The organism is Anabaena sp. WFMT, from assembly GCF_051781005.1.
In the GTDB taxonomy this organism is placed as follows: domain Bacteria; phylum Cyanobacteriota; class Cyanobacteriia; order Cyanobacteriales; family Nostocaceae; genus Anabaena.
The window spans coordinates 312599-336187 of record NZ_JBPWOA010000006.1; the positions used below are offsets into that span (position 1 = coordinate 312599).

21 protein-coding genes and 1 pseudogene are annotated in these 23589 nt (G+C 40.0%); 10 read left to right on the forward strand and 12 right to left on the reverse strand.

Features of this window, described 5'->3' with window-relative positions:
• Positions 1-85 precede the first annotated feature (85 nt).
• Positions 86-2362 (reverse strand): RelA/SpoT family protein, encoded by a 2277-nt coding sequence (locus ACSQ6I_RS06090; protein ID WP_438889477.1) that lies wholly within the window; start codon positions 2360-2362, stop codon positions 86-88.
• 298 nt (positions 2363-2660) lie between these two features.
• Between ACSQ6I_RS06090 and patD the strand changes: the two genes are divergently transcribed.
• From patD to ACSQ6I_RS06110, 4 genes are all read left to right on the forward strand, one after another.
• A complete protein-coding gene (gene patD, locus ACSQ6I_RS06095; RefSeq protein ID WP_438889478.1) occupies positions 2661-3011 on the forward strand; it encodes a heterocyst frequency control protein PatD in 351 nt (116 codons plus the stop codon).
• A 343-nt stretch (positions 3012-3354) separates the two neighbouring features.
• A complete protein-coding gene (locus ACSQ6I_RS06100; RefSeq protein ID WP_438889479.1) occupies positions 3355-5223 on the forward strand; it encodes a sensor histidine kinase in 1869 nt (622 codons plus the stop codon).
• 109 nt (positions 5224-5332) lie between these two features.
• Positions 5333-6976 carry a dipeptide ABC transporter ATP-binding protein gene (locus ACSQ6I_RS06105; protein WP_438889480.1) on the forward strand — a complete coding sequence of 548 codons (1644 nt, stop codon included), beginning with the start codon at positions 5333-5335 and terminating at the stop codon, positions 6974-6976.
• Positions 6977-7098: 122 nt separating this feature from the next.
• On the forward strand, positions 7099-7818 hold the full coding sequence (locus ACSQ6I_RS06110) for a class I SAM-dependent methyltransferase (protein WP_438889481.1): 720 nt from the start codon (positions 7099-7101) through the stop codon (positions 7816-7818).
• A 20-nt stretch (positions 7819-7838) separates the two neighbouring features.
• Here the strand turns inward: ACSQ6I_RS06110 and blaOXA are convergent, their stop codons facing one another.
• Positions 7839-8687 (reverse strand): class D beta-lactamase, encoded by an 849-nt coding sequence (gene blaOXA, locus ACSQ6I_RS06115; protein WP_438889482.1) that lies wholly within the window; start codon positions 8685-8687, stop codon positions 7839-7841.
• A gap of 111 nt (positions 8688-8798) precedes the next feature.
• On the opposite strand from blaOXA, the gene ACSQ6I_RS06120 reads away from it, so the two are divergent.
• Entirely contained in the window at positions 8799-9299 is a 501-nt protein-coding gene (locus ACSQ6I_RS06120) for a GNAT family N-acetyltransferase (RefSeq protein WP_438889483.1), read from the forward strand.
• Positions 9300-9424: 125 nt separating this feature from the next.
• Here the strand turns inward: ACSQ6I_RS06120 and ACSQ6I_RS06125 are convergent, their stop codons facing one another.
• On the reverse strand, positions 9425-9859 hold the full coding sequence (locus ACSQ6I_RS06125; protein ID WP_438889484.1) for a hypothetical protein: 435 nt from the start codon (positions 9857-9859) through the stop codon (positions 9425-9427).
• Positions 9860-9960: 101 nt separating this feature from the next.
• Here ACSQ6I_RS06125 and pyrE point away from each other — a divergent pair, with 101 nt between their 5' ends.
• Both pyrE and ACSQ6I_RS06135 read left to right on the forward strand, forming a co-directional pair.
• Positions 9961-10596 (forward strand): orotate phosphoribosyltransferase, encoded by a 636-nt coding sequence (gene pyrE / locus ACSQ6I_RS06130; RefSeq protein WP_438889485.1) that lies wholly within the window; start codon positions 9961-9963, stop codon positions 10594-10596.
• Positions 10597-10883: 287 nt separating this feature from the next.
• Entirely contained in the window at positions 10884-11600 is a 717-nt protein-coding gene (locus ACSQ6I_RS06135; RefSeq protein ID WP_438889661.1) for a pirin family protein, read from the forward strand.
• Positions 11601-11860: 260 nt separating this feature from the next.
• Here the strand turns inward: ACSQ6I_RS06135 and ACSQ6I_RS06140 are convergent, their stop codons facing one another.
• The 3 genes from ACSQ6I_RS06140 to petB all read right to left on the reverse strand — a co-directional run bounded on the left by ACSQ6I_RS06140 (position 11861) and on the right by petB (position 13980).
• A complete protein-coding gene (locus tag ACSQ6I_RS06140) occupies positions 11861-12304 on the reverse strand; it encodes an ATP-binding protein (RefSeq protein ID WP_438889486.1) in 444 nt (147 codons plus the stop codon).
• 270 nt (positions 12305-12574) lie between these two features.
• Positions 12575-13057: a cytochrome b6-f complex subunit IV gene (petD, locus tag ACSQ6I_RS06145; protein WP_015212944.1), complete on the reverse strand. Its 483-nt coding sequence runs from the start codon at positions 13055-13057 to the stop codon at positions 12575-12577.
• A gap of 275 nt (positions 13058-13332) precedes the next feature.
• A complete protein-coding gene (petB, locus tag ACSQ6I_RS06150) occupies positions 13333-13980 on the reverse strand; it encodes a cytochrome b6 (protein ID WP_015212945.1) in 648 nt (215 codons plus the stop codon).
• A gap of 343 nt (positions 13981-14323) precedes the next feature.
• Here petB and ctpA point away from each other — a divergent pair, with 343 nt between their 5' ends.
• A complete protein-coding gene (gene ctpA / locus ACSQ6I_RS06155; RefSeq protein ID WP_438889487.1) occupies positions 14324-15559 on the forward strand; it encodes a carboxyl-terminal processing protease CtpA in 1236 nt (411 codons plus the stop codon).
• Between the two features lie 85 nt (positions 15560-15644).
• Here ctpA and ACSQ6I_RS06160 read toward each other — a convergent pair whose 3' ends face one another.
• Entirely contained in the window at positions 15645-16397 is a 753-nt protein-coding gene (locus tag ACSQ6I_RS06160) for an MBL fold metallo-hydrolase (RefSeq protein WP_438889488.1), read from the reverse strand.
• 291 nt (positions 16398-16688) lie between these two features.
• Here ACSQ6I_RS06160 and ACSQ6I_RS06165 point away from each other — a divergent pair, with 291 nt between their 5' ends.
• Positions 16689-18167 carry a site-2 protease family protein gene (locus tag ACSQ6I_RS06165; protein WP_438889489.1) on the forward strand — a complete coding sequence of 493 codons (1479 nt, stop codon included), beginning with the start codon at positions 16689-16691 and terminating at the stop codon, positions 18165-18167.
• Positions 18168-18346: 179 nt separating this feature from the next.
• On the opposite strand, the gene ACSQ6I_RS06170 is transcribed toward ACSQ6I_RS06165, so the two are convergent.
• A complete protein-coding gene (locus tag ACSQ6I_RS06170; RefSeq protein ID WP_438889490.1) occupies positions 18347-18553 on the reverse strand; it encodes a hypothetical protein in 207 nt (68 codons plus the stop codon).
• Positions 18554-18605: 52 nt separating this feature from the next.
• Here ACSQ6I_RS06170 and ACSQ6I_RS06175 point away from each other — a divergent pair, with 52 nt between their 5' ends.
• On the forward strand, positions 18606-20051 hold the full coding sequence (locus ACSQ6I_RS06175) for a glycoside hydrolase family 13 protein (RefSeq protein ID WP_438889491.1): 1446 nt from the start codon (positions 18606-18608) through the stop codon (positions 20049-20051).
• Here ACSQ6I_RS06175 and ACSQ6I_RS06180 read toward each other — a convergent pair.
• The 4 genes and pseudogenes from ACSQ6I_RS06180 to ACSQ6I_RS06195 all read right to left on the reverse strand — a co-directional run bounded on the left by ACSQ6I_RS06180 (position 20048) and on the right by ACSQ6I_RS06195 (position 23541).
• On the reverse strand, positions 20048-20293 hold the full coding sequence (locus ACSQ6I_RS06180) for an HNH endonuclease (protein WP_438889492.1): 246 nt from the start codon (positions 20291-20293) through the stop codon (positions 20048-20050). The two genes, ACSQ6I_RS06175 and ACSQ6I_RS06180, sit on opposite strands and share 4 nt — an antisense overlap.
• Before the next feature lie 42 nt (positions 20294-20335).
• A complete protein-coding gene (locus tag ACSQ6I_RS06185) occupies positions 20336-20437 on the reverse strand; it encodes a KGK domain-containing protein (RefSeq protein ID WP_438889493.1) in 102 nt (33 codons plus the stop codon).
• A gap of 5 nt (positions 20438-20442) precedes the next feature.
• Positions 20443-20982: pseudogene (locus ACSQ6I_RS06190) on the reverse strand (dynamin family protein); the annotation flags it as partial.
• 54 nt (positions 20983-21036) lie between these two features.
• Complete coding sequence (locus tag ACSQ6I_RS06195; RefSeq protein ID WP_438889495.1) at positions 21037-23541, reverse strand: DUF3656 domain-containing U32 family peptidase; 2505 nt, start codon at positions 23539-23541, stop codon at positions 21037-21039.
• Positions 23542-23589 lie beyond the last annotated feature (48 nt).

The window sequence follows — 23589 nt, forward strand, 5'->3', positions numbered from 1 at the left end:
AGCTTTGTTGCTACTTCATAGATTCATTAAACCAGTTAAAATGGGTGCGTTAAAAAATTTGACTGTTTAACGCACTCGCAAACAATTACCCCTGTGACTCTTCCACTTGACCAACACGACGGATGTTAAGAATATCACTCATTTTTTTAATTTGCACAAATAAGTGTTCTAATTGAGTGCGATCGCGGATATCAATCCCTAAATCTATCAATGCCGGTTGTCCCAAAGCTGTTTTCACGTTAGCATGACGGACATTTATACCTTGGTCACTCAACCGCGATAAAATATCCTTTAATATTCCCACTCGGTCAAGAGTCTCAATTTGAATATCAATTGGGTAAGTGTGAGGACGACCGCTATTCTCTACCGCTGAGTTCCATCTCACAGGTACTAGGCGTTCACATTCTACACTTTCCACATTATGACAGCCTTGGCGATGGATAGATATACCACGACCTCTTGTCACCACACCAATAATCCCTTCACCTGGAATCGGCGTACAACACCCAGCTACATGATAAACCAACCCTTCAACCCCAAGAATTGGTGAATCACTAGCACGGGATGTAGTTGGTTGTGTTTCTCGTGCGGTTTTTGATGATGACTCTTTGGGTATAAACGGGATTACATCAGCTACAGGTTGATCAGCTTTCACCACTTCTCGCCAGCGATTTAGCACCAGATTCAAAGTAATTTCACCGTAACCTAAACCTGCTAATAAATCCTCAACACTGTGATAATTACACTTTTCAGCCACAGTTTGCATTGCGTCAGATTTCAACAAGTTATCAAAACCAGTTTTACCCAATTCCTTTTCTAATAAATCTCTTCCCCGCGCCACATTTTCTTCCCGGCGCGATCGCTTGTACCATTGTTTAATTCTATATTTCGCAGCCGAAGTCCTGACAAAATTTAACCAATCTAAACTGGGATGGCTATTCTTTTGAGTAATAACATCTACAATATCCCCATTATGTAGTCGCGTTGATAATGGCACCATGCGCCCATTCACCCGCGTACCTGCACAATGGTTCCCCACCTCTGTATGAATTCGATAAGCAAAATCTATACTCGTAGAACCAGGACTTAGAGGTACGACATCCCCCTTAGGGGTGAAGACATAAACATCATCTTCAAATAGATTGTCTTTAACACTATCTAAGTATTCTTGAGCATCCTTTAAATCACTTTGCCATTCTAATAGTTGCCGCAACCAAGTAAACTTCTCATCTGAACCCGTTACTTGGTTATTAGTAGAACTGCCTGTTTCTTTATACTTCCAATGTGCTGCAATCCCATATTCAGCAATATGATGCATATCTACTGTCCGAATTTGTACCTCTAAGGGGCGGCCAGTTAAACCAATTACCCCAGTATGCAACGACTGGTAACGGTTGGGTTTTGGCAAGCCGATGTAATCCTTAAATCTTCCAGGAATGGGGCGAAAAGCATCATGAACAACAGCCAAAGCGCGATAACATTCCTCATTGGTTTGCACAATTATTCGCAGTGCAGCCAAATCGTAAATTTCATGAAATTCTTTTTGTTGCCGATGCATTTTTTGATAAATGCTATAAAGATGTTTGGGGCGGCCACTAATATCCAAACACTGAATTCCCGCTTGCTGCAAACGTTCTCGCAAAACGTTCGTAGTTTTAGCCAATTTTTCTTCTCGCGCTGTCCGTTTTTCCGAAACGTGCTGCTGAATTTCGCGGAAAGCGTCAGGTTCGAGATACTTAAACGCCAAATCCTCCAATTCCCATTTAATCCGCCAAATTCCCAAGCGATTGGCTAAAGGTGCAAATATATCTCGCGTTTCCTGGGCGCTGCGGCGACGGCTTGCTTCTGACATATATTGCAAAGTTCGCATATTATGCAAACGGTCTGCCAACTTCACCACAATTACCCGAATATCTTGCGCCATAGCCAAAAACATTCGCCGGAAGTTTTCTGCTTGGCTTTCAGTTTTGCTGGTGAAATTGATTTTAGAAAGTTTGGTGACACCTTCAACCAGCAGGCGTACTTCGGCTCCAAAAAGTTCTTCTATTTGTTCAATTGTAACTTCCGTATCTTCAACTACATCATGAAGAAATCCAGCTGCTATCATAGCAGGACTGCCTCCCAAATCTCGCAGCAAGCCAGCTACAGCAACCGGATGGGCAATATATGCTTCTCCAGATTTGCGGTATTGTCCTTGATGCAGTTGATAGGCATATTTAAAGGCTTGACAAATCAAATCAATGTCGCTATGCGTTCGGTCATCGTCTCCTGCGCTGCTTTTGACGGATGTTTCTCGTAAACATTTCTTAAGCCATTCCGGAAGACTGACATCTACTGAGGAATCAAGAAGTAAGCTGCTCATACAAGAGAAATTATTAGGTTTTTGGTGGATAAGTGAGATATAGACGAAAATGACAGCATCGCCATAACGAAGATGCTGTTACCATACAGACGGTTAGGAAAACCAATGTGAGGATGATGCTCTAATTGCCTATGATCATCATCCATTGCGGGTGTTTAAACGCATAAAGGTAAACATTGATTAATGGCAAACAAAGCCTCAAAGCATGAATTGAGGCTGTTGATTTGATTAAGTCCTTAAAAAAGTTTATTGTAGAAGAAAATTTTCTTGACATTAATACTATCTTAACTAGCACTGGATGTCTCTGAATTTTAAGAAATATCAGGAATTCGCAACATTCCTAGAGCAATTATCCTCTGATGTTACAAAAACTCAACTAGATGCCCCTACACTGAGGCAGCGTCTGGCCGTTTTGCAGCAATGGTTTGTTGAGCAAATTGTGCCTTTGTCTGATGTCGAATGGCGGGAACAGTCTTATCAGACGGAGATGAGTAAGCAACTGCGTCTTTTGGAAATAGATGTCATGTTTTTCCAAGGCGCTAGGCAATCATCAACAGCACAGGCGAGAATGAAAACTATCAGCGATCGCATTACAACTCTAATTCAATATTGCCATGCGATACTGCAACAAGAAGCACCAGAAGATTAGATAATCAAGTCAAAAGAGGCAAGGAGCAGGAGGCAGGGGGAAAGACTGAGACTAAGCTTGTACTCCGCCCCATATAAGCGTCCTAAAAGGACGGGGCTTGTACCCATGTTCCGCTCCACGCAGGGAGAAAAGGCTGGCTCCCCCTGCTCCCTGCTCCTTTTCCCCCTGCCTCTTCCGGTCAGGAGTTAGCATTCAGCACTCATAACTCAGGAGTAAAGGTGTTTTGTGGCATAGTTTTGTGATTAAATTTGGGATTTCATGTACATGATATCTGGTGTTATATCTATTGGCAGAATGGGAACTCTAGACTTAACAGTCATTCGTTCCCAGACTAGAAAATTGTATGTCGAAATTCAACTTCAGATACCGATTGCTTTCTTTGGGAGTAGGACAGCGAATTAGTTTAGGATATGCCTTGGTTCTGAGTATTGCTGTTTTTGGAACAGTTACTGGCTTTAGTATCGGTAGTTATTATTACAAAGAAGCTTTTCTACAAGAAAAACACACTCGTAACGAAGTTGAATTGCTCCATCGTTTGCAAGCTGGTATTCTTCAAATACGTACCCATCAACAACAATTGATCCCTTTGTTGTCAAACCCGAAACAGTCTCAGGAAGAATATGCTCATCTACTTCATCATCAAACGCAAAGTCAGGCATCTTGGGATGAACTCAAGAAGTTTGTAGAAAATGAGCCTCCATCAGGTGATAACTTACATTCAACAGCAGAAATACTGGAATTATTGAAAACTTATGCTGGTGTTCCAGAACTTTACTTTAGAGAACTAGATAGCCGAATGCGGCAAATTAGCTTGTTAAATCTGGAGTCACCCACAGAGTTTGATCAAGCTCAAACAATACTACTACAATTTACAAATGGCGATTTAGCACTCAAATATGATGGTATATCAGATGATCTGGTAGAAATAATTCAGAAATCATACGAGATATCTCATCAAGCAGAAAAGATGTTAGTGCATTCAAACGATATTGCTCATGGAATCGTGATTAGCAGCATCGGATTATCTATGGCTATCTCGATTATATTGGCAATTTTCACCAGTCGTGCGATCGCTAAACCTATTCAATCTCTGACAAATATAGCCCGCAGATCCACAGAAGAATCAAATTTCGATTTACAAGCTACCATTGAACGTCATGATGAAATAGGTGTTTTAGCTAATTCTTTTAATCAACTTATTAATTCGGTTAAGGAACTATTACAGCAGCAACAGATCGCTAATGCTAAACTTATAGCTGATAAAGAAACTCTTGAACAAAAGGTTCAGGAAAGAACCCAGGAACTTAGTGAAAAAAATACTGCTCTGCAACAGCTTCTAGAGGAACTGCAACGCACTCAAGTCCAAATGGTGCAAAGTGAAAAAATGTCAGCCTTGGGTCAAATGGTTGCAGGTATCGCACACGAAATCAATAATCCTGTTAATTTTATCTTTGGTAATCTTACTCATGTTGACGAATATGCCAAAAATCTGCTGGAATTTGTGCAACTTTACCAGCAGCACTATCTTGACCCAATTTCTGAAATTGAAACTAAGGCTGAAGAGATTGATATAGAGTTCATCCAAGAAGATTTACCGAAAATACTTGCTTCTCTGAAAATGGGTGCTGAACGCATTCGCAATATTGTCTTATCTCTTCGCAACTTCTCACGGATAGATGAAGCTGATTTCAAAGCAGTAGACATTCATGAAGGTATTGATAGCACATTGTTAATCTTACAACATTCTCTGAAAGAAAAACATGACCGTCCAGCAATTCAAGTCATCAAACAATATAGTAGTTTGCCTGTGATTGAGTGCTATCCTGGACAACTTAATCAGGTATTTATGAATATTCTTTCTAATGCGATTGATGCTCTAGATGAAGTCGATGCTACGCGAAACTATGAGCAAATACAAGCAAATCCTAGCCAAATTACTATCAGCACCTCGTTTGTCGATTCCCAATTAGTGCGAATTACCATTGCTGATAATGGAACTGGTATTTCTGAAGAGGTACAAAATAAAATTTTCAATCCATTCTTTACCACGAAAAATGTTGGTAAAGGTACAGGTTTAGGAATGTCTATTAGCTATCAAATAATCACAGAAAAACATCATGGTAAACTAAATTGTGTTTCTCAACGTGGAAAAGGAACAGAATTTATCATTCAGCTACCTATTAAACAGATAGTCCCAAAGTTAGTTCGGTGAAAGCGTATTGCCATATAATTGTACATATTTTGTACTTTTACCAAATCTGATAAACTATCCTAAATTTACGATTTAATAAAGCTGATAGCGCCAGGCTAATAATTAATTTATGAGTGAAGCCTTATTTAGTATTGAAAATCTGCGTGTAGCTTATCCGCAACGTAGTGGGGAAGAAGCAAGTTGGGCAGTTGATGATGTATCTTTTATCCTCAAACCTGGTGAGAGAATGGGTTTGGTGGGAGAGTCTGGTTGTGGTAAATCCACTATTGGCAGGGCTGTTATGCGTTTGCTACCCTTATCGAGTCGTATTGAGGGAAAAGTAAATTTTCAGGGACAGTCAGTATTAGATTTAACACTAAACCAAATGCGAAAGTTTCGCGGTGAGGCGATAGGACTGATTTTTCAAGATCCAATGACGCGACTTGATCCGTTGATGACCATTGGTAATCATTGTATTGAAACTCTCCAGGCTCATTCACTAGAGTTATCAAAACAGCAAGCCAAAGAAAAAGCACTTGCAACTTTAGAAAAGGTAAAAATTCCCGTTAGTCGCTGGAGTCAGTATCCCCACGAGTTTAGCGGTGGAATGCGTCAACGGGTTGCGATCGCACTTGCTCTCCTCCTCAATCCTAAACTAATTGTGGCTGATGAACCTACAACTAGCTTAGATGTTACCGTTTCTGCCCAAATTTTACAAGAATTAACCCGATTGTGTGGTGAAGAGAATATGGGATTATTGCTGATTTCCCATGATTTAGCAATGGTGGGGGAATATTGCGATCGCATCGGTGTGATGTATCAAGGTAAAATGGTAGAAATGGGGAAAACAGAAACTGTATTTAAACAACCCCAACACGAATATACCCAATCTCTCCTCAAAGCAGCTTTACACATTCAGGCAGAACAGGGAACAGAATCAAAAAACCAGGAACAACCTAAATTATCCCCTCTTTTAAAAATCACAGAACTCAAACAACATTATACGATTGAGCCCAACTTTATTGAACGCCTATTTAAAGGAGAAGGTCAAACAATTAAAGCTGTAGATGGGATTAATTTAGAACTATATCCAGGAGAAATATTAGGATTAGTTGGTGAATCTGGTTGTGGTAAAAGTACACTTTCTAGAACCATTTTACAATTAATTCCGCCTACATCGGGGAAAGTTGAATTTTTAGGCAGGGAATTAACTAATTTGTCACGCCAAGAAATTCGTTCTTCCCGGCGAGAAATGCAAATGATGTTTCAAGATCCTCACGCTTGTTTAAATCCAGCCATGACGGTAGGACAAAGTATTGCTGATCCTTTATTAATTCACAATCTAGCGAGTAGCGGAGCAGCCAAAGAACAAGTTTTATGGATGTTGGATAAAGTAGGATTATCACCAGCAGAAATTTATTATCAGCGTTATCCCTCCGATTTATCAGGAGGACAACAACAACGGGTAGCGATCGCACGAGCCTTAATTACTCGTCCTAAACTAGTCATATGCGACGAACCTGTAAGTATGTTAGACGCTAGTGTGCAGACACAAGTCCTAGATTTGATGTTGCAACTAAAAGCCGAATTTGAGCTAACTTACCTATTCATCACCCATGATTTGTGGTTAGCGCGGTTTTTGTGCGATCGCATCGCCGTCATGAATAGCGGTAAAATAGTTGAACTGGGCATCACCAAAGAAATTTTCTCTAATCCCCAACACCCCTACACCAAAACTCTCCTAGCGGCTGCACCCCTATTAGCGAAAGCTTAATATTAGGATTTAGGATTTAGGAGTCAGCCCTTCGACTTGTCTTCGACACACTACGTGAACGCTCAGGGCAAGGAGTCAGAATAAAATCACCAATTACCAATTACCAATCACCAAAGTAATTAATGTCTAAAAATTCATCCTCAAAACCTTACACAACTAATACAAACCCATCAGATAAATGGCAGGAAAGAATAGCACAAATAGCATATCGCTTCAATCGACAATATCAAAATCAACCTTTTAAAGTACCAGAAGAAGTACAAGCAATGCCAATATTTCGAGAATGGAATACTGGCTTATTAGGCGATAGGATAGTATCGCCTTTTTGGGAAATTGCTCAACCTCAAAAAAACCAACACTGCTTAGATATTGGTTGCGGTGTCAGCTTTTTAATCTATCCTTGGCGAGATTGGCAAGCATTTTTTTATGGGCAAGAAATTAGTAATATAGCCAGAGATACTCTCAATTCTCGTGGTTCGCAATTGAACTCCAAACTTTTTAAAGGTGTAGAACTAGGAGCATCACATCATCTAAACTACGCTTCAGATCAGTTTGATTTAGTCATAGCTACAGGATTTAGTTGTTATTTTCCCTTAGAATATTGGCAAGCCGTTTTACTAGAAGTCAAACGAGTATTGAAACCAGATGGACATTTTGTATTTGACATTCTTAATTCAGAACAGCCCTTAGCAGAAGATTGGGCAGTTTTAGAAACTTATTTAGGTGCTGAAGTGTTTCTAGAATCTGGGACTGAATGGGAAAAAACCATTAAAACAGCGGGTGGTAAAGTAGTCAAACGCCAATTAGGAGAATTATTCGAGTTATATAAAGTACGGTTTTGAGAAAAAATTTAGGGAATTAATTATAGTAAAGCTAGATCCTTCAAGCTGCTGCGTGTAATCTCAATTCTGGCAGGTAGATCATCTGGTTTATTGATGACAATATTTGTAGCAAAAAAGTAGACATTTTTGTTTTGTTCCCAATAGCCAACAAACCAACCTATTTGTGGTTTATTAGTAATTGACCACCCTGTCTTAGCGCGTAGCGTGTATTCTGGAGTCTGTTCCCGCACCATAATATCTTTAACAACATCCATTGTCCGTTTTGTAAAAGGTAAATTACCTTCATACAACCGTTGCAAAAAATCAATTTGCGCTTTGGGTGTAATTTTCAATGGTTCTTGCAACCAGAAACGATCAATGTCTGCGGCAGTACCAATTTGACGGTTGCCATAGCCAACTTTATCAATCCATTGCTGCATTCTTTCATATCCGATTTTACGTGCTAGAACTTGATAAAACCAGACAGTTGAATTTTTGAAGGCTTGACGTAAATTCGTATCTTGATTCCAAACCTCAAAATCCCGATGAATTCCATCCCAAGTCAGGACAGCCACATCATCAGCAATCACACCCGTTTCTAAAGCCGTCAAGGCGTTGAAAATCTTGAAAGTTGAAGCCGGAGTCATTGCAGTGGCATTACGTTGAGGATTGTGTTCATAGGTGAGATTGTTTTTTGAGTCATAAATTAATATCGATCCTTCAACCCCAAATTTTTGGAAATGCCTTCCCAAATCTGGGACTTTAACATTCACTTTTGCTGAATGTTCAGATGAGTTAGAAGAGGGTTGAGCCTGGACATATATTGATCCTAAGCTAATAATAATTATGACTGTGAAAACAAGACTGAGCGATTGCCAAATACGAAACAAAATTTTTTCTCCATTTAGATAAAATACAATCAGCACAAAACCGAATAAATTTGCCGATGACAGTGTATTATTTGTAAATATTTTACTAAGAATTTTGCTCAAATAGCCGCAATGACCATCCGCCATGCCACAGAAACAGACTTACCGACAATTGTAGATATTTATAACGCTGCTGTTCCTAGCCGCATGGCCACAGCCGATTTAGAACCTGTATCTGTGGAAAGTCGCATGGCTTGGTTTAAAGGACGAGTACCCTCACAACGCCCTCTGTGGATCATTGAGGCAGATGGTGCGATCGCTGGATGGCTAAGTTTCCAATCATTTTATGGCAGACCAGCTTACCATTCCACAGCCGAAATTAGTATTTACATTTCCCCAAACTTTCAAAAACGTGGTTTAGGAAAGCAACTAGTAGAACAAGCAATTAACGAAAGTCCGAATTTAGGTTTAAAAACTTTAGTGAGCTTTATTTTTGCCCATAATTACCCCAGTTTGAAGCTATTTGAAAAATTCGGTTTTCAACATTGGGGGCATTTGCCCAAAATAGCCGATTTAGCTGGTGTAGAACGGGATTTAATTATTATGGGGTTGCGAGTTGGGGAACCTGAATAAAGTATACCTTAACTAGCCATCACCAACTGCGTACAAGAAGACGTATAAAAATATTTTTAAGTCCTGAGTCCTGAGAGTAACTGGCCACCACTCAGCACTCAGCACCGAAGCTGCTAACAGAATTTTTATCGAGCAGTTAAAGTATCAAAGTTGTATTCAGTACCAACTTTTAGCTGATTAGCATTGTACCGAGGAGACATCAACAGAGAAGTGTCGTAAGGATTCGGTAAATCAGGGGTACGAAGATATGGATCATTCATAGCTTGTTGAGTGAGAACATCGCGATAAAGAGTATTAACCAACTCAGCATCTTTCGCTATTTCATTATCAGGGAAAGTTGTTCCAAACTTACCTCCAGGACCCACCAAAGAATCTACCTGACGCTTTAAACTGCCATTATCGTAAAAATTAGGATCATGGCGAAAATAAGCTCTCTCGAAGCTATCACTCGTTGTTTCATAATTATCTGCTTGCATCTGAGCAACTGCAACTACAGGAAAGGCAGTACTAGTAGCCAGGAGTACTAGTAATCCACCAAAACCTTGCCATTTTATACCCATATTTACTACTCCTCAATTTTTGGACGAATCTTAATTTATGCTTAGTCTCAGAACTCTCATGAGTTTAACCTTTGGTGTAGCACAACTTTTAACTGTTTGTAATGTCTAATTCTACTGAAACATCTAACCAATCGGATATTTGGGCAACTACTACTGATTTAACAACCCTGCGTCAGAAGTTACTAGATTTATTTTGCCAACTTGCTTATCAAGAAGGTGATTTTGTTCTTTCTTCTGGACAGCAGAGTTCTTACTATATTAACGGTAAACAAGTAACACTCCACCCTCAAGGTGCTTTGGCAGTAGGCAGACTTTTGTTACAACTATTACCGGAAGATACACAAGCAGTAGCAGGTTTAACCTTGGGGGCTGACCCCATAGTTTCAGCAGTGAGTGTAGTTTCCGTCTATGAAAATCGACCCCTACCAGCTTTAATTATTCGCAAAGAAGCTAAAGGTCATGGAACAATGGCTTATATAGAAGGACCCAGTTTGCCACAAGGTGCAAAAGTAGTGGTTCTAGAAGACGTTGTTACTACTGGGCAATCTGCACTGAAAGCTGTAGAACGATTACAAGCAGCAGGTTATACAGTCAATAGAGTAATTTCTTTGATAGACCGATTACAAGGGGGAGCAGAATTATATCAGTCTAATGGGTTGCAATTTGATGTCCTGTTTTCAATTCGGGATCTACAGGAACGGTATCAGCAGATACTCAAGAAAGTTCCAAATCATTAGTAATCTAATTCAGGAATAGCTTAGTCGAGCCGCTGACGCGGTAGTTGAGCGTTCACGTAGTGTGTCGAAGACAAGTCGAAACTCACGTAAGCCTCATTTATCTGTAATCTGCCAATCCCGTAGAGACGTTCCATGCAACGTCTCTACAGTCAGGAATAAAGCGCGGTTTAATAGTATCTTTTTGGTAAGTATGCAACTTTTAAGTGCGTACTTTTCATCTTATACGGGAACATCTTAAACTATATAGTAATCCTCAATAATTTATGAACTTAGTAGGACTTAATATGATGTCTCAAAATACGATTAACTACATAATTCATGACGGAAATTTACGCGGTCATAGTCAAATTGACTGGCTCGATAGTTATCATACATTTTCCTTCAGTCACTTTCATGATCCCAACCGCATGGGATTTCGCTCTTTAAGAGTGATTAATGATGACCGCATTGCTGCTGGGGCTGGATTTCCTACTCACGGACATCGAGATATGGAAATCCTCACCTATGTTGTATCAGGTGCAGTTGAACATAAAGATAGTTTGGGTACAGGTTCAGTAATTCGTCCCGGTGACGCACAGATTATGAGCGCTGGCACTGGTATCATGCACAGCGAATTTAATCACTCCAAAACTGAAGAGTTACATTTATTGCAAATCTGGATGTTACCAGACACACCAGGATTATCACCAAGGTATGACCAAAAGGCTTTTTCTGCGGCAGAAAAGCGAGGAAAACTGAGATTAATCGCAGCTAAAGATGGACGTGATGGTGCTGTGACTATTCACCAAGATATTGATTTATACGCATCTATTTTAGAGAAGGGCGATGTTGTAAATTATCATGTCCAGCCTCATCGTTATGCCTGGTTACAAATAGCGACAGGTGAAGCAACTTTCAATGGTCAAGAACTAAGAGCCGGCGACGGAGTACAAATTACTGGAGAAGAACAACTAGAAATTAGTACAAATCTCAGTGCGGAAATTTTGCTTTTTGACTTAGCTTAAACAAAAATTCAACCTAAGGCCTGATATCTGGCAAATATGGGGCTTTTTCTGCTTAATTTTCTTTAATCACTATCGAAATAAATCGACAAATTTCAGGTTCATAGCCTGGTAAAAATTAAGGTTTCATTCCCATTTGACTGAAGAGAGTTAGAGAACTCCACAAAATCAATTATCCAATTTCACTGAATCAAAACGACTTTTTCCTTCCCCTGCTCCCTGCTCCCTGCCCCCTGCCTTCCAAACAATGGAAGTCTCTGAAGCTAATGTTGCCCTTCCAGACAATATTTGACAATCAGCAGACAATTTCTGTTATCAGCATCACGTTCATAAACAACATGATCTGCCAAGCGTCGGAGGAGAAACCATCCATACCCACCTACTTGTAGAGTACCTGGTTCTGGCTCAATGATCGCATCAGGGTTAAATGGTTTTCCATAATCCCAGATTCTCATTTCTAGTCGGTCAATCCATAGACTCACTTCAATATCTATCGTTGTATCTGGTGGTAAAGAACGATGAGCGTGGCGAACTGCGTTAGTAAAGCCTTCTGCTAATGCTAAATTGAGGCGATAGAGTTGGCTTTCTGACCAGCCGTATTGAGTTAAATATTGCAGACAGAATTTTTCAAACCATTGTTGCACCTGGTTTAGGAGCTTAAGATCGCTCTTTACTGTCAGATGGTCTTGCTGCACTATGGTAAGCATTGACCGTGACTTGAATATTAAGTAAGTAAAAAATGCAGGTTTTGTTGGGTTGAGATTTAGCAATAGCTTTGATCTTATATCCAAAACTTCAAATTCCAGACAAAACCTAGACTCTGAAAATCAATGCCTGTGTGTTTTAAAAAGCATATTAGCCAGGAATATGAGTGACTAATAGACTATGTAAGCCTTGCGGCTAAGTTGTTAGACTCATAACCTAGGTATATGCTCTTTAAACTCACAGGCATTACAGTACTTTGTGGAAAAACTCAGTTAGAACAGACCCAAAGTCAGAGATTTATCTAATGGTAATGCAGCACCAATACCTAACCAGATAGTTACAAAAGTACCAAACAAAAATACTGTTGTTGCTACTGGACGACGGAAGGGGTTTTGGAACTTATTCACGTTCTCAATGAAGGGAACGAGAATCAGACCCAAGGGTACGGCAGCCATTGCCAGTACTCCTAACAGTTTGTTAGGAAGGGAGCGTAAAATCTGGAAAACAGGATACAGATACCACTCTGGCAAAATTTCCAAGGGGGTAGCAAAAGGATTAGCCGGTTCACCAGTCATGGCGGGATCTAGGACTGCTAGAGCGACAATACAAGCGAATGAACCCATAATCACGATTGGGAACACGTAGAGCAAATCATTAGGCCAAGCGGGTTCACCATAATAGTTGTGACCCATGCCTTTGGCAAGTTTGGCTCTTAACTGAGGATCACTGAGATCCGGTTTTTTTTGCGTTGACATTTTGAAATTTGCTCTCCTGCTTAAATTAAGTTAAAGCATTTGTGAAAGCCATCAGCTATTTAGGTAAGCCGCACGTTTGTGCGTCTGGTTGAAAGCCACAAATTTAGTATGACACTAAGTTCTGTCTTGCTAGTTGAAATAAGTTTTTGTAGCTTTCAATGCTTACAGCTTCAGAGAATAGTGTTTGTTTTTCACTTAAATGTTATTTGCCCTAAGTTTAAAACAAACGACTCTGATCTGGAAACAGTTTTTACCTATTTAGTGATAATTTTCAGTTACAAAGGCCCAGAAATACCTTGTTTGCGGATCATCAAGAAGTGGAACAGCATGAATACTGCAATCAACCAAGGTAGGACAAAGGTGTGGGCGCTATAGTAGCGGGTTAGGGTCGCTTGACCGACACTAGAACCACCACGTAGTAGGTCAGAGATGAGAACACCAACTACGGGAATTGCTTCGGGTACACCACTAACGATTTTTACAGCCCAGTAACCAACTTGATCCCAAGGTAGGGAGTAACCAGTCACACCGAAGGAAACTGTGATGACAGCGAGGATGACTCCACTTACCCAAGTCAGTTCGCGGGGTTTTTTGAAACCACCGGTTAGATAAACTCGGAAGACGTGCAGAATCATCATTAACACCATCATGCTGGCTGACCAGCGGTGAATGGAGCGAATTAGCCAGCCGAAGTTGACTTCATTCATGATGTACTGAACGGAGGAATAAGCTTCTGCTACTGTGGGTTTGTAGTAGAATGTCATCGCAAATCCAGTGGCAAACTGGATGAGGAAGCAAACGAGGGTGATTCCACCTAGACAGTAGAAAATGTTGACGTGGGGAGGGACGTACTTACTGGTTACATCTTCAGCGAGCGCTTCAAGGTCTAAGCGTTCCTCAAACCAGTCATAAACGTTGGCCATACAATCTTAAGTTCCTAAAAATTGGTTGCGGTTGATAAATCTCCCAATAGCAATTTTGGGATTTTCACAAAGAGTAGCTTTCTTGCAGAATCGTTAAGATTTTCAGAAACTTAACACTCTGTAAATATCGAATATATTGCGATCTCTTTGCAAGCCAACGCTGAAAATGTTGGTTCCAAAGTAGATTTTATCGTTTTTGAGGAGGGATATGCACAGCAGCTGTTGATGACAACTTGATGAGAGCAATGCACCTCTTCTATAAAAAAAGTAACATAGTCGAGAGATAGATTTCATCAAAAACGTGGCAACTGGACAGTTAGAGCTAATTTGGGTTGAGGTGAACATGAATAAAAAGGTTTTTAGGTGGGGATTTTCCTTACTATTGGGTTTTTGCTTGATTTTTGGCGCATTCATCTCACCAGCGATCGCTTTGACTCAGGAGCAAAAGCTGGTTTCTGAGGTGTGGCGAATTGTAAATCGCTCTTATCTGGATGAGACGTTTAATCATCAAAACTGGTCTGATGTGCGGCAACAGGCTCTAAAGAAGCCGCTGCTAAATGACCAGGCAGCATACACGGCTATTCAGAAGATGCTGAAAAGCCTTGATGATCCTTTTACTAGGTTTCTAGACCCAGAGCAGTACCGCAGTTTGCAAGTTAATACTTCTGGTGAACTGACGGGTGTGGGTTTACAAATTGCCCTCAATCCCCAAACGGGTATTTTGGAGGTAATTACACCTATTGAGGGTTCGCCGGCAGAGAAAGCTGGGTTAAGACCACGCGATCGCATTTTGAAGATTGAAGGATTATCTACAGAAAATCTCACTCTTGATGAAGCTGCTTCTCGAATGCGTGGCCCTATCGGTAGTGTGGTATCACTTTTGATTGGCCGAGAGGGAGAAACAGACCAGGAATTTATTTTGATGCGCGATCGCATTGAACTTAATCCTGTTGTAGCTGATTTGCGTTTATCCCCCCAAGGAAAACCCATTGGCTACCTCCGTCTGACTCAATTTAATGCTAATGCGGCTATGGAGTTAGCACACGCTATTTCTAGTTTAGAAAAAAAAGGCGCGGTTGCCTATATTCTCGATTTGCGAAATAATCCAGGGGGTTTATTACAAGCAGGAATTGAAGTGGCGCGTCAGTGGTTAGATTCTGGCACAATTGTCTACACAGTCAATCGTCAAGGGATTCAGGGCAATTTTGAAGCCTCTGGACAAGCCTTAACACCAGACCCATTAGTGATATTGGTAAATCAAGGGACTGCTAGTGCTAGTGAGATTCTGGCCGGTGCGCTGCAAGATAATGGTCGCGCCCAGTTAGTAGGTGAAACTACCTTTGGTAAAGGTCTAATTCAATCGTTATTTGAATTATCCGATGGTTCTGGATTGGCAGTGACAATTGCTAAATATGAAACTCCCAACCATCGAGACATTAACAAACTAGGCATTAAGCCAGACACAGTAATTACCCAAACACCAATCACCCGTGACCAAATTGCCACAGAAGCAGATAGCCAATATCAAGCCGCTGTAGAATTGTTGACTAAAAATTTGGTTGTCGCAGAGAAGGAATGATGGAGAGGAGAGGTGAAGCAGAAGGAAAATTCCTACTCAATACTCAATACTCGGTACTCAATACTCGGTACTCGGTACTCACTACTCAATACTCAGCACTGACTAATCGCTGATAAGCTTGGTCTATAAAGTGTTTGCCTCGAAGGAAACCGATGTTCCCGCCGGGGCAAATGTATTGTAGAGTTTCTGGTGTAAAGCGATCGCACAAAGTTTGAACACTTTTTAGTTGTCTAGGCCAGTGAAAGGTTTTTGCTGTGCGTAATGGTACAGGTTCACCTTGCAAGTTGGGGACTAAATGCCGTCCCGAAAACAGAACTCCCCCAAATTCACGATAATATAGACATGAGGAGCCTGGAGAATGTCCAGGTGTCCAGAGAACTTGTGTGGTGGTATCAAGAGTAAATTCTTGACCGAAGGTAGTGACATTTAAGCCAGGTAATAAATAAGCTTCTTGCTCTTGAATGAGAATCTCACAATCAAGGGCTTGTTGAATTTCTGATGTTTTACCAATAGCACCACGATGAGTGATGAACAACCAACGTACACCTTTCTCTGTTTGTGTAGTTTGCCCCAGGCATTCCCAAAAATTCTGATTAATTTGCTCTAAAGACGGGCAGTCAATGAGAATATTACCTTCATTTCTTACAATAAGATAAGAAGTTCCTCCTAATGTATCTCGATTTGGTGGAAAGGCAAAAATTTTGTTGATGCCCAAGTCGGTAGATGCTGATTCTGTTTCAGTTGAACTAGAAAGGATTTCTCCTACTGGCATTTGACCAGAAAGTACAGTCTGTGGAGGCTTAATTGTATGACTTGGTTGTTGAGGTGCAGGAGACATAAATCAAAGGATTACAAAATCAAGAATTCTGATTTCGTGGTAGGTCTCTTTAATTAGGAGTACTGCTACCTGAAGAGAATTTTTGGGGGGAAGGCGTTTTCAATGTACAGAATAACCCATATCCATCAGGGAAAAGGAGTTAAGAAGTTAAGAAATAATTCACAAGCAGAAATTTTCCAGCTTCTGTGTTCCTACTTCCTTGATCATGAACTCCTGTTTGCGTCAGCGTCTTGGCAGGAAATAGCAAGGCAGTCCTGAACTACTTTTTTTGTCCAAATTAGTGAACATAACATGGCATTTTGGTTTCTTCTCTTACTGGGTCTAGCTACTTATCTCATAGTGCAGCGCAGCGTTGCTCATATCACCAGGACACCAGTGTGGTTATTGTGGCTGGTATTAATGACACCTGCATTGATCTTAAGCGGTTGGACTTTGATTTATGGCACAAAACAACCACCTCCACCAGGGCTGATTATCTGGCCTTTGGTAGTTTCTCTGCTGCTATACTGGTTTTTATTTCTGTCAGGGCGTAGAGTACCAGGAGATACCCAGACTCAAGACCAAATGACAGGATTACAATCAGCTAATCACCCTACCTCCGAACCATCACCAGTGCGTCCCATTGAGCCGGCAGAAGAAACTAATCTGCGAAATTGTTTTCCTTGGTCTGTATACTACCTACAAAACATTGAGTATCGACCCCAAGCAGTGATTTGTCGCGGTCAGTTGCGAACTACGGCCAATCAAGCCTATCACCAGATTAAAACAAATATTGAAGGGCTATTTGGCGATCGCTTTTTGGTGATATTTCAAGAAGGTATGAATGATAAACCCTTCTTTGTACTTGTTCCCAATTCCCAAGCTGCTAAACAAAATACAAACCGCGCTTCAGAAAATTTAACTCAAGCCGCAGTAGCCCTTTCACTGTTGTTACTAACTTTATTCACCACCACCTTAATCGGCTCGCAAATTGCTGGGGTGGAATTAACGAAACTCAAATCTGACCTCACTCTACTCACAAATGGTTTACCCTACGCCTTAGGACTAATCACCATCTTGGGTATCCATGAACTTGGTCACTATTTCACGGCTCGATTCCATAAAATTCGCTCGACCCTGCCTTATTTTATCCCTGTGCCTTTTTTCTTAGGAACTTTTGGCGCATTTATTCAAATGCGTAGTCCTATTCCCCACCGCAAAGCGTTATTTGATGTCAGTATTGCTGGTCCGATTGCTGGTTTTATCGCCACTTTACCACTACTTATCTGGGGTTTAGCTCATTCGGAAGTAGTACCTTTGAGCGAAAAAATGGGACTGTTAAACCCCAATGCCCTTAATCCCAAATATTCAATTTTATTAGCATTACTTTCAAAATTAGCCTTGGGAAGTGAATTAACCGCCCAATCTGCCTTGAATTTACACCCCGTAGCAGTAGCTGGATTTTTAGGACTGATTGTCACAGCATTAAATTTGATGCCCGTGGGACAACTTGATGGAGGTCATATTGTCCATGCCATGTTTGGACAACGCACCGCAGTTGTCATTGGTCAAATCGCTCGTTTGTTGTTACTCATGCTGTCTTTTATCCGTAGAGAATTTCTGTTGTGGGCAATTCTGTTATTATTTATTCCCTTAATTGATGAACCAGCGCTGAACGATGTCACAGAACTGGATAACGGACGTGATATTTTGGGATTAAGTGCGATCGCTTTATTATTAATAATAATCCTGCCACTACCTCAATTCTTAGCTCGTGTGTTGCAGATTTAGAACAACTCTCCGTGGTTCATTTACTTAAAAATTGGGCGTTGCATAATTGCGGAATAAATTATGTTTCGCGCACCAGCGCAGCGAAGCACGAAAGTGCATTAGACGCAAAGAGGCAAAGCCACAAAGTTTGAAATTTTGTTACCGACAAACTTACTCATCGTCTAATTGCACACCTTCAATTAGTTTATTAGTTTATGAGTAGCTTCAGACATTTCTGTGGTATGGGCTTGCAGCGTATTATTTTTTAAGGCTTCTGTAGTTGCAAAATCGAGAAATAGCCGCATTAATAGGGAGTCTTTTGCATCTTCATCATCACACGATTGCTGTATCTGGGGATAAAACCTCAATCCAACCATCTGCATTTGCAAACTGGGGATGTTCACCATAAAAATCACGTCATACTCTATATGTGTACTAATGGAGTAAAAGACAAAATTTATGCAAATTCAAACACCAGACTGGGTTAAACACGCTGTTTTCTATCAAATTTTTCCTGATAGATTCGCTAGAAGCAAACAACCACGCAAACGTTTATTAAATGAAGCGCGTTGGGAAGATTGGGAAGCAATGCCAACCCTCCAAGGTTATAAAGGTGGGGATTTGTGGGGCATATTGGAACAATTAGACTATATCCAAAGTTTAGGAATTAACGCCATTTACTTCACACCCATCTTTCAATCTGCAAGTAATCACCGCTATCACACCCATGATTATTATCAAGTTGATCCACTTTTGGGAGGTAATGAAGCTTTTAAAGAATTACTAGATGCAGCCCATCAGCGAAATATAAAAGTTGTGTTAGATGGAGTATTCAATCATTCTAGTCGGGGCTTTTTCTTCTTTCATGATGTTTTAGAAAATGGACCCCATTCTCCTTGGGTAAATTGGTTTAAAATTCACGGCTGGCCGCTTGCACCCTACACCGGTGATTTACCTGCAAACTATGAAGGTTGGGCAGGACTTCGCTCTTTACCAGTATTTAATCATGATAACCCAGAAGTACGGGAATACATCATGGAAATTGCCGAATATTGGATTAAATTTGGCATTGATGGTTGGCGTTTAGATGTACCTTTTGAAATTAAAACTCCTGGATTTTGGCAAGAATTTCGCCAACGGGTCAAAGCTATTAATCCAGATGCTTATATCGTCGGTGAAGTGTGGGGAGATTCCCGTGAATGGTTAGATGGAACCCAATTTGATGGAGTGATGAATTATTTATTTGCTGGGCTAACTATTGCCTTTACCGCAGGCGACAGAGTAGATTTAGAACAGGTACAAGGCCGTGATTATCAACCCTCTCCACCATTATTTGCGGCTGAATACGCTGCTAAAATCAAAGAATTACTAGCACTTTATCCTTGGGAAATTCAACTAACACAACTTAATTTGCTCGCAAGTCACGATACAGCTAGATTAATTACCATTGCTGGTGGTGATATCCCAAGTGCAGAATTAGCAACTTTACTTTTACTCACTTTCCCCGGTGCATCTAGTATTTATTATGGTGATGAAGTCGGTTTACCAGGTGCATTAGATCCAGATTCGCGTCGAGGTTTTCCTTTAGAAGCAAATTGGAACTTAGAAATTCTTGATACGCACAAAAAATTAATTTCTCTACGTCAAAAATATCAAGCTTTGCGTATTGGGGATTATCAAATTCTTTATGCACAGGGAACGCTGTATATATTTGCGCGAACCTTGGGAACTGAGGAATTAATTATTGCTGTGAATGTGGGTACAGCAACTGCAACGGGTAATGTAGATTGTAGCGGTTTACAAACTCAACCTGATCAAATTTTATTTGGTACTGGGGAAATTGAATGCAATGGTGAAGAGATTTGTTTAACCATTCCCCCCCGTACTGGTTGCATTTTAGGTTAAATATCGAAATGTCGGTGAAAGCGATTGTCAATTTGATCAGTTTTTTGCTGATTACAAGTTAAGCAGAGAGTTTGTAAATTACTAATATCGTTTTTACCACCACGCGACAAAGGGATAATATGATCAATGCTGAGGTTAGTTTCTTGGGAAGTTTTACCACAACTTTGACATTGATATTTATCCCTTTGGAAAACGTAGGTTCTGACTGCTGGGGGTATGGCGATACGTGGGGTTTTGTTCATGTTTTTATCTCACGCAAAGGCGCAAAGACGCAAAGGTAAGAGTTATGATGTAGCATCGTTTATCATTCGACGTAAATCTTCAAGGGGTGATTCTGGTTCTTTAATTTCTGGTTTGTTAGGACAAAATTCTAGAGAAATTTTCATTCTAAATTTTCCTTCTTGCCAATGCGATCGCGGTTTGTTACATATCCTTCTAATAACAAAATTAACGCTTTTGCTTGTTTTCCCCGTTCTGATTTACTCTCTCCACCTTCCTGTTGAATAATTACCATACAACCTTGACGCAATAAATCAATTACATCAGATTGATTAATATTTTCTACTGTATTAAATCCCAATTGCTGACACAAAGAAACCGCTTGTTCCCGAACTTCTACTTCACTCAAAAATGTTAAAACAACTCTTTCTGAATCTGCTGGTGCATATTCAATTTTGCATTCTGTACCAGTTGCGTGTCCTTCTGCACTATATAATAATTCTCTCTCTAAAAGTGCATTAATCAACATTGATTTACCCGCACTAAAAGCACCTGCAAACACAATTTCAAATTTCGGAGAAATTGCTTTATCCAAAGATATTTGCACAGATGTAATATCTTGAGAACGCAAAGCCGCTTCTTGGTGCAACAGTTGTAAAATAGATTCAACTTGAGTTTGTAATTGCTGGCACTGAGGCGCTAAACTTGACATAATAAGTAGTAAACAATGTTTATAGGTATTGTAATACTACTTATTGCAATTTAGCTATATTTTACTTAACGCACCACGGGTTACACCTAATTGGTTTTGTAGTTTCAATTCTCTCCAAAGTTGAGAACCGTTGATTTCTCCTTGGAGGAGTTGATTATAACGGTGTATTGTTTTGATTACTTGTTCCGGTGTTTCGTTGAGAAATTCAATACGGAAGTGTTGTAAACCCAATGATATTAGCCTTTGTACATATTCTGCACCAGTTTGAGCAGTGCTATTATATACAGTATTCCGGCATCCTGCGTCAGCTTTGAGAATGTGTTCACTACCTACTCTGTCTTTAATTTTGACTTCTTGTTTTTCGCAAGGTCTACCACAGTTAGTATAATCTGTTCCTTCTGATAAGAAAGCGCAAAATACACAGTGTTCCATGTGAAACATTGGTATTCGTTGATGAATTGTCACTTCCAAGTTTTGGGGTGGATAATTTGTAATTAAATCTTCGAGTTGATTAACATTTAAATCGTAGGATGCTGTTAATCTTTCTAAATTAAAGTGTTGTTGTAAATAGTCTGCTGTGAGTGGGTTAGCAATATTTAAGGAAAAGTCAGCAACACATCTTTCATTTGCAAAATATTCTAATTGGTCATAATTTCTAATTAAATAACCATCAGCATTAGCAGCGCGGACTTGTTTTAAAATCCAGGTTTCTCCGGGTTTAGTTATCCGGGGTGGTGCGACAAAGATACTGATTTCTTCTTCACATTCTCGCACTATTTTAACTGCTTCTTGATAATTGCGAGGATTTTCAAATTCACAGTATATTGTTTTGATATCTGCTGTTAATACTGCTTTGAGTTGGTTGATGTTTCTGACTAAAACAATCAGAGAAGGGGAAGCTGGAATAGGAGACAATTTGGAAGTGATTAAATCTTGCCATTTTGCATGATGATTTAATTGCCAAAGTTTGGGTTTACTTCTTAATTCTTCTAATTGGGTGACTATTTCCCGACGCATTCGGTTTAATTCACTTACGGGTAACATAATATTCCCGTTGAGATTATTTATAAAATTGTCTAAATAGAAAGGAGTATTTCCTAAACGTCCAAATTGTTCTTTGACCCTTTCTGTAGTGAGAGGTTTGGTGTGTGCTTCTACTAGCAATATTTCTGATTCTACTTGGACTATATTACCAAATTCATCACGAGCGAGCGCAATTAATTTTTCTCCAATTTCTCCATATACATCTACATTAATCAGTCGTTGAAATTGGGGATTTTCTCCAGCATAACTTTGACGGATTTGTTTATCAAGTTCTGGATCATTAGTTTTCCAAACTTTATCACCTATATTTATCCGTCGAAAATTCAAATTATTTCTACCAAAGCTTAATATTGCCTCTTTCCCTTTTTCCACAACTGCATATATTCTTCCCCCTTCTTCCTTCGTTTCTGGATGTCCACAATCAAAAACAATCCCATCACCTGGTTTAACTGGTGCTTCCAGTTTCACGGTTATTTGTTCATTGCTAATGCGGGTAACTTCTCCTAAATAAACACCGCGTTTTTTACCGAAATTTGCGTGAACTAATTCTTGATTATTAATTCCCTCAAACCAACCTGTATAAAGTCCACGAGAAAAAGCCATTTCTAAATTATATTGGTCTTTACGCAAAACAGATGATTTCTGTGGAGACGTTTTATGAAATATCTCTACATTAGTTTCCAGGATTTTATTTAATGCTTTTCGATAAACTTGAGTTACGTTAGCAACATATTCTGGTGCTTTTAATCTTCCTTCTATTTTTAAAGAGGTAACTCCAGATTTAACCAACTCCGGTAAAACTTCTAAACCTGCTAAATCTTGAGGACTTAATAAATATTTGCGGTTTCCTAAATTAACAACTTCACTATCTGCAATTAAATCATAAGGCATTCTACAAGCTTGAGCGCATTCTCCCCGATTTGCGGAACGTCCTCCTAATGCTTCGCTGGTTAAACATTGTCCAGAATATGCGACGCACAAAGCACCGTGAACGAAAACTTCTAAAGGTAGGGAAGTATTCTTTTGAGATATTTGTTGTTGAATTTTATTAATTTCTGTAATGGAACATTCCCGCGCTAAAACTACCAATTGACAACCAAGAGATTTAGCAAATTCTACCCCCGCAGCGCTAGTAATAGTCATTTGCGTTGAAGCGTGAATGGGAAAGTCGGGGGAAAGATGACGAATCAGACGACAAATACCGATATCTTGAACGATGACAGCATCAACACCAGCAGAAATGATAGTTTTGAGGTATTGCTGTGCTTCAGTGAGTTCTTGGGGGAAAATCAGGGTATTCAGAGTGACGTAACCTTTGACCCCCCGTAGGTGCAGAAATTCCATTAATTCTAGTAAGTCTGCTTCGGTGAAATTCTCAGCCCTCATCCGTGCGTTAAACTTGTCTAAACCAAAGTAAATCGCATCAGCACCATTTTCTACTGCTGCTTTAGCGCATTCCCAGTTACCAGCAGGTGCTAGGAGTTCGGGGAGTTTGAGGGTAGGGGTGCTTGTCATTTGGGTTAGTCAGGGTTATGTTCAGTTTATAGATTGTATCTAAATTGG